Raw genomic sequence first — 12,068 nt, 5'->3', positions numbered from 1 at the left:
ATTAATGAAGTATTTGAGACTGTCGGGGCTGGAGCCTCTTATTATAACGCCGGAAAGTAATTTCATCAATGTTGGTGAAAGAACTAATGTTGCCGGTTCCAAAAAGTTTTTAAGATTAATAAAAGAAGAAAAATTTGCTGAAGCGCTGGATATTGCACGTCACCAGGTCGAAGGTGGGGCGCAGATTCTTGATGTCAACTTTGATGACGGGTTAATTGATGGAAAAGCTTCCATGATTAAATTCCTGAACCTTATTGCTTCCGAACCCGATATTTCCAGGATTCCGATTATGATCGACTCCTCAAAATGGGAAATTCTGGAAGCCGGATTACAGGTCGCGCAAGGAAAATCTGTCGTAAACTCAATCAGTTTAAAAGGCGGTGAAGAAGAATTTATAAAACAGGCAAAAGCCATTAAAAGATATGGTGCAGCGGTTATTGTAATGGCATTCGACGAAGCCGGGCAGGCCGATACCTATGAACGAAGAATTGAAATTTCAAAACGTTCTTATGATATATTGGTCAATCAACTGAATTTTCCCGCAGAAGATATCATTTTCGACCTGAATATTTTCCCGGTTGCAACAGGAATGGAAGAGCACAGAAGAAATGCCATAGACTTTATCGAAGCAACAAGATGGGTAAGACAAAATCTTCCTTATGCCTCCGTAAGTGGCGGAGTAAGCAATGTTTCATTCTCTTTCCGTGGAAATGATACGGTGAGAGAGGCAATGCACTCGGTTTTCCTTTATCATGCCATTCAGGCAGGGATGAATATGGGGATTGTAAACCCTGCAATGCTGGAAGTTTATGATGAAATCAATAAAGAGTTATTAGGCCTTGTTGAAGATGTCATCCTTGATAAACATGAAGATGCTACAGAAAGACTTCTGGATTATTCTGAAAAACATAAATCTGTCAAAAAAGAAAAAGTTGAAGACTTAGAATGGAGGACGCATCCTTTACAGGACAGGATTACCCATGCACTTGTAAAAGGAATTGACCGTTTTATCGAAGAAGATGTGGAAGAAGCAAGAAAGCAGGCAGAAAAACCTTTACATGTTATTGAAATCAATCTGATGACGGGAATGGGCGTTGTAGGAGATTTATTCGGAAGTGGGAAAATGTTTTTGCCTCAGGTAGTAAAATCTGCAAGGGTAATGAAAAAAGCGGTTGCTTATCTGCAGCCTTTTATTGAAGCTGAAAAAGACGGCTCAAGACCTGCCAACGGTAAAATTCTGATGGCGACGGTAAAAGGAGACGTTCATGATATCGGTAAAAATATTGTAAGTGTTGTTCTGGGATGTAATAATTATGAGATTGTAGACCTTGGCGTAATGGTTCCTGCAGAAAAAATTATTCAGACAGCAATTGAGGAAAAAGTAGATGTAATTGGTTTAAGCGGTCTTATCACTCCAAGTTTAGATGAAATGGTGTATATCGCAGCCGAGCTTGAAAGACAGAATCTCGATTTTCCTTTACTGATCGGTGGGGCCACCACTTCAAAAGCACATACGGCAGTGAAAATCGATTTAAAATATAAAAATGCAGTTGTTCACGTCAATGATGCTTCCAGAGCGGTAAATGTGGTGAGCTCCTTATTGGGAGACAGAAATAAAGAATATGTTGATGATCTGAAAACGGAGTATTCGGATTTCCGTGAGAAGTTTCTGAACAGGCAGATTGATAAAGAATATGTTCCTATTGAAGACGCAAGGAAAAATAACTTTACAATCGACTGGGAAAATGAAGAAATTTTCACACCGAATAATTTAGGAATAAAAATTTTCCAGGATCAGGATCTGAATGAGCTTGTTCCTTTTATCGACTGGTCACCCTTCTTCAGAAGCTGGGATCTGCATGGGAAATATCCGAATATTTTAGAAGATGAGGTCGTTGGAACTCAAGCCCAAGAATTGTTCAAAGATGCACAGGTTATTTTGAAAAAGATTCTTGACGGAAAATTATTAACAGCAAAAGCTATCTTCGGCGTTTTTAAAGCCAATTCAAATGAAACGGATGACATTATCCTTTTTGATGAAAACAATCGGGAAGAAGCCAGGTTTTTAACTTTAAGGCAGCAGGTTCAGAAATCAAAAGGGAAAGAATATCTCGCGTTAAGTGACTTTATTGCTCCTCAGGCTTCCGGTAAGACCGATTATGTGGGTGCTTTTTGTGTAACTACAGGTTTCGGTACTGATGAGCTGTCAGAAGAATATGAAAAAGCAAACGATGACTACAATTCTATCATGGTAAAAGCACTTGCCGACAGATTCGCTGAAGCCTACGCAGAATTTTTACATAAAAAAGTGAGAACGGAATATTGGGGATATGCCAATCAGGAAGAGCTTAGCAATGAAGATTTAATTGCAGAAAAATATAAAGGAATCCGTCCGGCACCAGGATATCCGGCATGCCCTGACCATTTGGAAAAGAAAACCATCTGGGACCTTTTAAAAGTAGAAGAAAACATAGGGGTTTTTCTGACAGAAAGCTTAGCGATGTATCCTACAGCATCAGTTTCCGGATATTATTTCGGAAGTCCGCACGCCAAATATTTCGGACTTGGAAAAATTACAGAAGACCAGCTTAATGATTATGCAGACAGAAGAGGCTGCAGCATCCAGGAAGCCAGAAAATGGCTGTCACCCAATTTAGCAGATTAAGAAAAGTTTATGGTTCATCGTTGAGAGTCTGTTTACAAATGAAAACCCTCAGCAATCAACTTTTAACATTCAACTAAAATATAAAATGAAGATTACAGAACATATAAAAAATGCAAACGGGAAAACATTGTTCTCATTAGAAGTTGTTCCGCCACAGAAAGGTATAGGTATCGAAGATTTATACACCAATATAGATCCGCTGATGGAATTTAAACCGCCCTTTATAGATGTAACGACTTCCAGAGAAGAGTATATCTACTTAGATAAAGGAAATGGCTTGGTCGAAAGAAGAATCACAAGAATGCGCCCCGGAACTCTTGGAATATGTGCCGCAATTCAACATAAATACAACGTAGATACTGTTCCGCATTTGCTTTGTGGCGGGTTTACAAAAGAAGAAACCGAATATCTTCTGGTTGACTGCATGTATCTCGGAATTGACAATGTGATGGCCCTTCGGGGCGATGCAATGAAAGGACATCAGTATTTTGAGCCGACTCCGGGAGGACATGCAAGCGCTATGGATCTTGTCCATCAGATCAATGATTTGGGACGGGGAAAATATCTTCATAATGAAGACCGCGAATGCGACGAGCTTAATAAATTCTGTATCGGTGTGGCAGGCTATCCTGAAAAACATATTGAAGCCCCATCAATGAATTATGATTTAAAATGGCTGAAACAAAAAGTAGATGCAGGGGCAGATTATATTGTTACCCAAATGTTTTTTGATAACAAAAGATTCATAGAATTTGTTCAGAAGGCAAGAGAAATGGGGATTACTATTCCCATCATCCCGGGAATCAAGCCTATTGCAACCAAGAAACATCTGAAGATTTTACCACAGGTATTTAAGATCGATCTGCCGGAAGAGCTGATCAGTGAAGTGGAAAATGCCAAAAACAATGAAGCCGTAAAACAGATCGGAATTGAATGGGCAATCAGCCAATGCAGAGAGCTTCTTGATTTTGGAGTTCCGGTTTTACATTTTTATTCAATGGGTAAAAGTGATAATATTAAAAAAGTGGCGGGAGAATTATTTTAAATAAAAAGTAGAGGAGAAATGAAAGAATCCCTATTAATTTAATTAGCAGGGATTTTTGTTTTATAGAATCGGATGTCTTTCAAACTCTTTACTCCGGTCAAATAAATACCGGTAAGTAGCCAGCTTTCTCGTAACGGTTGTATCAAGATTTTCTGCAATTTTGATCATTTTCGGATTAAAATCACCGATCCACTGGAGCTCCGTTGTGGTAAAATCAGTATGTTTTCTGAGATGCTGTGTACCTTCCCAGATCATATACCCGTCAATCCCTTTCCTCTGCCATTCAGGAATAACACCAAAAACCAGCCCCACCATTTTCTCATTCTTTTTGAACCTTTTGTACCATATACATTTCAGCTTTCCAAACCATCCGAATTCACCATTGAGATGTTTGATCCATTGATTGAGATCGGGGAGATTCATCCACATGGCTATCGGTTTTTCATTTTCATACACAAACCATGAAATATGTTCATTAATGATGGGTTTCATCATATTAAACATTTTCAGAACTTTGGATTCGTTCATTTGTTTTCCTTCACCATGGGAAGACCATGCTTTATTATAAATTTCTGTAAAATCCTTTGCGAATTTTTCTAAATTATTCTTTTTCATAGGTCTTGCAGATATTGCAGGATTCCTGCTGTGTTTGGCGTGCATTACCGTAAAAACCCTTGAAACCTCTGCAAAAATAGGTCTTGAAAAGCACAATTGTTCAAAATATATTTTAAAACCATAGTTTTCAAAAAGCTCTTTATAATATGGGAAATTATAATTCATTCCGTATAAAGGTTCTACAAATCCATCGATCAGTAATCCCCAGAATTTATCCCTTTCCCCGAAATTGACAGGTCCGTCCATTGCTCCCATTCCTCTTTCCTGAAGCCATTTCTTACAATAATCGAATATAAAATCGGCTGTTTCCTGATCCTCGATACAATCGAAAAAACCGATTCCACCTGTCGGTTGGTTTTGTTTATAAAGACGATTCACAAAAACGGCAATTTTCCCAACGGTTTCATACTTCTCATTTTTAAATAAGAATCTTTTGCATTCTCCGTTTTTGAAGAATTTATTTTTATCAGGATTAAAAATAGCTTCGATGTCCTTATCTAAAGGTCTGATATAGTTTTTGTCATGTTGATAAAGCCTGACAGGAAATTCTAAAAATTCCTTTTTTTGGTTTTCATTTTGTACTTCTTCAACCGTCATTATAATCTTTTTAACCGAGTGATACTGAAAGGTAGTATTTTTTTAATTTAAATTGAAATACACGAATAAATATTATCCGTATTTTTGTTGCAAATTAAATAAAAATGGTTGATTTTACAGATAACGACGATGATGTTTTTACAGGAAACGAACATACTCCTATAAGAGAAGATGCTTTTGACAAATCACCACAGGAAAAAATTGATAAAATCACTGCACTTTTTGGTGAAATTATGGAGACCTTAGGATTGGATATGACTGATGATTCTCTGAAAGACTCTCCGAAGCGTGTTGCCAAAATGTATGTGAATGAAATTTTTGGCGGACTTCTTCCTGAAAATAAACCCGGAATTTCTACTTTTTCCAATAAATATAAATACAGGCAAATGTTGGTAGAAAAAGATATCACCGTATATTCTTTCTGTGAACATCACTTTTTACCGATTATCGGGAAAGCGCATGTAGCCTATATTTCAAATGGAGAAGTAATCGGTCTTTCAAAGATCAACAGAATTGTTGATTATTATGCAAGAAGGCCCCAGGTTCAGGAAAGACTGACCATGCAAGTGGTAAACGCTCTGAAGGAAGCTCTGGGAACAAAAGATGTAGCGTGTATCATCGATGCCAAGCATCTTTGTGTAAATTGCAGAGGTATTAAAGACACGGCGAGTTCTACCATTACTGCTGAATTGAGCGGTATTTTCAGAACCAACCCAATTACAAGACAGGAATTCCTGCATTATGTGGGAAGTCATGCCAAATTTGATTAAATTGAAAACAGAATGAATTACCAGATTCTTAAAAATATTGTTGAACAGGAGCTTCTGAGATTTGAAAAGATCTCTGAGGAAGATTGGTCATATAAAATTTTACCGGAAAAGTGGTCTAAAAAAGAAATTTTAGGCCATCTTTGTGACAGCGCACTGACCAATGTCAGAAGATTCGTAGTGACTCAGTATAAAGAGAACGAAAATATTGTCTACGATCAGGATTTCTGGGTGAAAGCTCAGAATTACCGGAATATTCCAACCTCGGAGATCATCAGCCTCTGGAAATTTTTGAATTTTCAGATTGTTCATACCGTGGAAAATATTCCGGATGAAATGTTGCAGAGAACCTGTGATACGACAAAAATAGAGCCGCAAAGGTTTACTCTGGAATTTATTATTCAGGATTATGTAGATCATTTACAATATCACTTAAAAGCAATTTAATAATGATAAAATTTAAAAAAGTTTCAGATAAGATTTTCGTAATGACTATTATTTGTTGTTGCTGAAAATTATTTTGTCTGAATTTTAAATCTTAAATCATTGAATCTTTTAATTAAAAAAAATGCAATTAAAAATATATAACTCGCTTACTGCAGAAAAAGAAATATTTAAACCCATCCTGGAAGGAAATGTTGGGATGTACGTTTGTGGACCTACCGTTTACAGCAATGTGCATTTGGGGAATGTAAGAACTTTCCTTTCCTTCGACTTTATTTACCGTACTTTAATGCATTTAGGCTATAAGGTAAGATATGTGAGAAATATTACAGATGCGGGGCACCTTACAGATGACGGGAATGTAGAAAATGACAGATTTGTAAAGCAAACCCGTCTTGAAAAGCTTGAACCTATGGAAATCGTACAGAAATACACGGTTGATTTCCATAAAGTGCTGGATATGTTTAATCTGTTACCTCCCAATATTGAGCCCACTGCGACAGGTCATATTGTAGAGCAGATAGAGCTCACTCAAAAATTAATTGAAAGAGGCTTTGCCTATGAAAGCAATGGCTCTGTATATTTTGATGTCCTTGAATACAACAAAAGAGGACTGAATTACGGTGAGCTTTCAAAACGTAATATCGAAGAACTATTTGCCAATACCCGTGATCTTGACGGCCAGGGAGAAAAGAAAAACCCACAGGATTTTGCTCTTTGGAAAAAAGCGTCTCCGGCTCACATTATGAGATGGAACTCGCCATGGGGAGAAGGTTTCCCAGGTTGGCACCTTGAATGTACTGCAATGAGTACGAAATATCTGGGTGAGAAATTTGATATTCATGGTGGTGGAATGGATTTGAAATTCCCGCACCACGAATGTGAAATTGCCCAGGGAAAAGCCTGCAATGATATTGCTCCGGTGAACTACTGGATGCATGCGAATATGCTGACGATGAATTCTCAACGGATGAGTAAATCAACCGGAAATTATATTTTACCGATGCAGTTGATTACGGGAGAAAATGATTTCTTTGAAAAACCTTTCCATCCGTCGATTGTACGTTTCTGCTTTCTGCAGGCACATTACAGAAGTGTTCTGGATATTTCCAATGATGCGATGATGGCCAGTGAAAAAGGTTTCATAAGGTTAATGGAAGCGGTGAAAGTATTGAATTCAATTACTCCGGATGATGAAAAAGAGTCAGGATTTAATCTTGAGGAATGGAAAAGTAAATCTTATGATGCATTGACAGATGATTTCAATTCTCCGGTTTTGATCGCTCATCTGTTTGAGGCGGTGAAATTCATTTTTGCTTTAAATGATGGCAAAGAAACCATTTCAACGAAAGATCTTGAAGATTTGAAATCAACTTTAAATGCCTTTATTTTTGATGTATTAGGATTACAGGCTATTGAGGAAAACAATAATGAAAAACTGGATCAGACTTTGCAGGTGTTAATCGAGCTGAGGAATCAGGCAAGGAAATCCAGGAATTTTGACCTTTCCGACCAGATCAGAGATAAACTATTAGCCGAAGGAATTGAATTAAAAGATGGAAGAGACGGTACAACCTACGTTTTAAATTAAAACTAAAAATATATACTCTCCCGCAGGTTTTGCAGACCAGGCAGATGTTAAAGTACAATCATCCGCTCAATCTGTAAAATCTGCGGGAGTTTTTATGTATTCTTCTGTAGAAAGGAACTCTTAGTCAGCTTAACAACTTAAATAGTCTTAATGATTTAGTTAAAAAAAATATTCATAAAAGGGATAGAATTAAATTATTGTAGATGTTTTTCAAACAGTAGAGATTTTTTGTGATTCAATTTGAAAATTGTGTAACTTAGTAAAGCTAAAATAATTACGATCTAAAATCTACATATTATGAAAAAACATTTATTCCCTTTATTCTTGCTGTTTTTAGGAAGTAGCGCCTATGCCCAGCAGGATTTTTTTGCACTTACCGGAAAAGATACCCCGAGTATTATTTTTAATGATTTCCGGGCGATTGATGCGGTAAACGGTATATCCGGTGAAAGTATTCTGACTGCTGATTCTCCGGCAAAAGTATTTTCCCAGTCCAGAAATTCTTCAGTAAATGAAGACAGGAATTCTTACAACCATTCCCAGTCAGCAACAATGGCAACACTGGCTTATGATGCTTCTGATAATAATCTGGTCTATATGCCGATGTTTTCTTCCAATATTTATGTTTTAAATTCCAAAACCAAAGAAATTGCTCTGATTGAAAATACAGTGGCAAGAGTAACATCCTGCGATATCAATTCACATATGACGAGAATGGCAGCCGGATATGATGGAAATGTGTATGCGATAAATAATGCAGGAACACAGTTTTTGCAAATCAGTAAAAAGAACAACCAATACCAGGTAAATGATCTGGGAATTATAAAAGATGATGCTTCCAATGGGAAAAACTCTTTTACCACTATAGAAACAGGTTTTGGAGGAGATATGATTGCTGACGCAGATAATAATTTCTATGTTTTTTCTACCTCCGGAAATGTGTTTAAAGTATTGACAAAAGAATTAAAAGCAAAATTCGTTGGAAAAATTTCCGGTATTCCTGAAAACTATTCGGTAAACGGAGCGGCTGTTAATTCCAAAGGAAAAGTAGTTATTGCCAGTGCGAAAGGTGCTCCGTTATATGAAATGGATCTTGAAACTTTGCATGCTAAACAGCTTCCTGGAAATCTGAGTCTGCATATTTATGATCTCGCAAGTAAATATTTCGCTAATGACAGGGCGGCTTCTGCAAATCCACTTGTCAACCTGGATATTTATCCGACTAAAGTTGATGAAGGCTTTATCAACGTCAACATCAATGACAAATCTGTGAAAGGGAATCTTAAACTTTCCGTTTTTGACATTTCCGGTAAAAATGTAATGAAACAGGATCTTCCTGTAAAAGGAGGTTCTTTACAACAGGAAATATACCTGAAAAATCTGGTAAATGGTGCTTATGTCGTAAGTATTACAGACGAATCGGGAAGAATATTATTAAATAAGAAAATTCTTGTAACAAAATAATAATCCGTTAATTTTGTTGACAATTAAAACCTTTTCGAAAATTTTGAGAAGGTTTTTTTAATGAATATTTGATATTCAATAAGTTTTATTTTTCGAGATTAAAATGTACTTTTATAAAAAAATATAAATGAAGCTATACTTTAATATAGGCTACAGTGCAAAAATTGGAGAATATCTGCAGTTGGTTGTGAATGAAGAGGGAGCTGTAACCAAAACCCATAAAATGTTTTGTACTGAAAACAGTTTATGGAAATGTGAAGTGGATTATTTTTCAAAATCACTTTCTTATAAATATCAGCTTGTAGATGAGAGAGGAAATATTCTTAGGGAAGAATTTGTTCTGCACCATCTTAATTTTCCCCATAACTATAAAGAATTTATCATTTATGATGAATGGAATAATAAAAACTTTCCTGAAAATTATCTGAATAATAAAATTCTTTATAATAAGCTAAACCATTTTGTTCCTGAAAAAAATCCGGTATTAAAAAAGCATAGCCACCTGTTCAGAATTGAAGCTCCGCTTTATAACCCCAACTGGAAAATTGTTTTGTTCGGGAGTACAGAATCTCTGGGAAACTGGAATTATGAAAAGGTGATTCATTTATCTCAGACCGATTTTGGAATCTGGGAAACATCCGTTGAAATTCCTGAGAATGAATTTATTCAGTTTAAATACTGTATTTATGATAAAAATGAAGAAAGAGTAATTGATGTTGAAACCGGGGAGAACAGGTTTACAGTTCCCAATCTGTCGAAAGATGTTTTACAGATTGTTTCCAATCATTATTTTAAATTCAAGTTATATCAGATGTATCACGATGCAGGAGTAGCGGTTCCTGTATTTTCTTTGAGAAGTGAAGATGGTTTTGGAGTAGGTGAGTTTTCAGATATGAAAAAGCTTGCCGACTGGACGAATGAAACCGGTCTTGGAATTATCCAGATCCTTCCGATTAATGATACAACCGCCAATTATTCCTGGACGGATTCTTATCCGTATGCTGCTGTTTCCGTGTATGCACTGCATCCGCAATATATTTCTCTGGAAAATCTTGATTTTTCAATGCCTAAAGATTTAGTTGAAGAATATCAGGCTGAAAAAGCAGAACTAAACTCCCTGGAACTGATCGATTATGAAAAAATGATTTCAGGAAAGTGGAAATACCTGAAAGCTGTTTTTAATGCAGATAAAGAAAAAATTTATAAAGACAGAAACTTTAAGAAGTTTATTAAAGACAACGAAAGCTGGCTTATTCCATATGCTGCTTTTTGTGTGTTAAGGGATAAATATAAAACCCCGAACTTTAATGAATGGAAAACGCATAAAAAATACATTGCAGGAAAAATTTTGCCGTTCTTTTCACCGAAAAATAAAGATTATGAGGCATCAATGCTCCATGCATGGGTACAGTTCCAGCTCCACAAGCAGTTAAAAGATGCAATTGATTATATGCATGGTTTGGGAGTTTCCGTAAAAGGAGATTTGCCAATTGGTATTTACAGATATTCTGTGGAAGCATGGACAGAACCTGAATTATTCGGAATGGATTTCCAGGCGGGAGCACCACCGGATCAGTTTACAGAGCTCGGTCAGAACTGGGAATTTCCAACTTATAATTGGGAGGCAATGAAAGCTGATGATTATCGATGGTGGAAAAACAGATTCAAGGCATTGGAACAGTACTTTGATGCGATGAGGATCGATCATATTTTAGGTTTTTTCAGAATCTGGAGAATGCCGGTTTCTGCTACCCAGGGGATTCTAGGCTATTTTTATCCTGCTGTACCTGTGGTGACGGAAGAATTCAAAGCATGGAATATTCCTTTTGATTTTAACCGATACTGCAAGCCGTTTATCAATGATGAAATTCTATGGAAATATTTCGGAGAAGAAAAAGAAAAAGCTTTACCATTTATCAATAATAATTTTAACGGAACTTATTCATTTAAAGAAGAATTTGATACCCAGAGAAAGCTTTCGGATTATTTTAAGAAAAACCCTCAGGATAAGACCGGAGAGAAGCTTATTTCCCTTTGTGCCAATGTTTTATTTTTAACGGAAGAAAGAGAAGGGGAAATCGTTTACCATCCGAGATTTAATGTATATAAGACAGAATCGTATCAATACCTGTCGGATTGGGAGAAAAAAGCAATTTATGATTTATACCATGATTATTTCTTCAGAAGACAGGATCATCTCTGGTATGAAAAAGCAATGGAAAAACTTCCGATGATTTTAAATGCAACTAAAATGCTGATTTGTGGGGAAGATTTGGGGATGGTGCCGGATTGTGTACCTGTGGTAATGGATGAATTGGCGATTATTGCATTAAAAGTTCAGCGTATGCCTTCGGATGATATTCCTTTTTATAATCCTAAAAATGCAGGTTATCTGAATGTAGTGACGGCTTCTTCGCATGACAGCTCTACCCTGAGACAATGGTGGAAAGAAGAACCTGCTTTAATTCAGAAATATTTTAACCAGCAGTTGATTCAGTATGGTAAAGCTCCTGAAGATCTGGATACACATCTAGCTGAAATCATTATGAAACAGCATCTTTATAATAATTCGATGCTTGCGATTTTTCCTATTCAGGAATTTTTAGCGACAGATAAAGAGCTTATCAATGAAAAAATAGATAATGAAAGGATTAATAATCCTGCAGTTTTCCCACATTACTGGCGTTACAGAATGCATATCAAACTGGAAGAGCTGAAGCAAAAATCCGTTTTTAATCAAAAAATAAAAAATTGGGTTAAAGATAGCGGAAGGAATTAATAATTTAACAATTGATTATCAATTAATTAACGATATTTTAAAGGAAGTTTGATCAAAAGATTTAACTTCTTTTTTTTATTTATATCAAAGAATTAGAATAG

General features: G+C 36.2%; 8 protein-coding genes. 7 read left to right on the top strand and 1 reads right to left on the bottom strand.

Going from position 1 to position 12,068, the window contains the following annotated elements; genetic code table 11:
- Positions 1-4 precede the first annotated feature (4 nt).
- On the top strand, positions 5-2,665 hold the full coding sequence (metH, locus tag PMI13_RS00190; protein ID WP_007839380.1) for a methionine synthase: 2,661 nt from the start codon (positions 5-7) through the stop codon (positions 2,663-2,665).
- Positions 2,666-2,750: 85 nt separating this feature from the next.
- The gene (metF, locus tag PMI13_RS00185; protein WP_007839379.1) at positions 2,751-3,710 is read left to right on the top strand and encodes a methylenetetrahydrofolate reductase [NAD(P)H]; all 960 of its coding nucleotides are present in this window, start codon (positions 2,751-2,753) and stop codon (positions 3,708-3,710) included.
- 60 nt (positions 3,711-3,770) lie between these two features.
- On the opposite strand, the gene PMI13_RS00180 is transcribed toward metF, so the two are convergent.
- Positions 3,771-4,922: a hypothetical protein gene (locus PMI13_RS00180; protein WP_007839378.1), complete on the bottom strand. Its 1,152-nt coding sequence runs from the start codon at positions 4,920-4,922 to the stop codon at positions 3,771-3,773.
- A gap of 104 nt (positions 4,923-5,026) precedes the next feature.
- Between PMI13_RS00180 and folE the strand changes: the two genes are divergently transcribed.
- The 5 genes from folE to PMI13_RS00155 all read left to right on the top strand — a co-directional run bounded on the left by folE (position 5,027) and on the right by PMI13_RS00155 (position 11,967).
- Positions 5,027-5,692 (top strand): GTP cyclohydrolase I FolE, encoded by a 666-nt coding sequence (folE, locus tag PMI13_RS00175; RefSeq protein ID WP_007839377.1) that lies wholly within the window; start codon positions 5,027-5,029, stop codon positions 5,690-5,692.
- Between the two features lie 12 nt (positions 5,693-5,704).
- The gene (locus PMI13_RS00170) at positions 5,705-6,136 is read left to right on the top strand and encodes a DinB family protein (protein ID WP_007839376.1); all 432 of its coding nucleotides are present in this window, start codon (positions 5,705-5,707) and stop codon (positions 6,134-6,136) included.
- 121 nt (positions 6,137-6,257) lie between these two features.
- Positions 6,258-7,724: a cysteine--tRNA ligase gene (gene cysS / locus PMI13_RS00165; RefSeq protein WP_007839375.1), complete on the top strand. Its 1,467-nt coding sequence runs from the start codon at positions 6,258-6,260 to the stop codon at positions 7,722-7,724.
- Positions 7,725-8,021: 297 nt separating this feature from the next.
- Positions 8,022-9,188, top strand: coding sequence for a T9SS type A sorting domain-containing protein (locus PMI13_RS00160; protein ID WP_007839374.1), 1,167 nt, complete (start codon positions 8,022-8,024; stop codon positions 9,186-9,188).
- Positions 9,189-9,315: 127 nt separating this feature from the next.
- Entirely contained in the window at positions 9,316-11,967 is a 2,652-nt protein-coding gene (locus PMI13_RS00155; protein WP_007839372.1) for a 4-alpha-glucanotransferase, read from the top strand.
- The last annotated feature ends 101 nt before the right edge of the window (positions 11,968-12,068 follow it).

It is taken from the genome of Chryseobacterium populi (genome assembly GCF_000282115.1).
Classification (GTDB): Bacteria; Bacteroidota; Bacteroidia; order Flavobacteriales; family Weeksellaceae; genus Chryseobacterium; species Chryseobacterium populi.
Note: the sequence above shows the minus strand (reverse complement) of the source record. Positions and strands in the feature narration are given on the sequence as shown.

Excerpts from the sequence above, each read along its gene's own strand:
- metH (WP_007839380.1), top strand. The coding sequence starts at position 5 with ATGAAGTATTTGAGACTGTCGGGGCTGGAGCCTCTTATTATAACGCCG.
- metF (WP_007839379.1), top strand. The coding sequence starts at position 2,751 with ATGAAGATTACAGAACATATAAAAAATGCAAACGGGAAAACATTGTTC.
- PMI13_RS00180 (WP_007839378.1), bottom strand. The coding sequence starts at position 4,922 with ATGACGGTTGAAGAAGTACAAAATGAAAACCAAAAAAAGGAATTTTTA.
- folE (WP_007839377.1), top strand. The coding sequence starts at position 5,027 with ATGGTTGATTTTACAGATAACGACGATGATGTTTTTACAGGAAACGAA.
- PMI13_RS00170 (WP_007839376.1), top strand. The coding sequence starts at position 5,705 with ATGAATTACCAGATTCTTAAAAATATTGTTGAACAGGAGCTTCTGAGA.
- cysS (WP_007839375.1), top strand. The coding sequence starts at position 6,258 with ATGCAATTAAAAATATATAACTCGCTTACTGCAGAAAAAGAAATATTT.
- PMI13_RS00160 (WP_007839374.1), top strand. The coding sequence starts at position 8,022 with ATGAAAAAACATTTATTCCCTTTATTCTTGCTGTTTTTAGGAAGTAGC.
- PMI13_RS00155 (WP_007839372.1), top strand. The coding sequence starts at position 9,316 with ATGAAGCTATACTTTAATATAGGCTACAGTGCAAAAATTGGAGAATAT.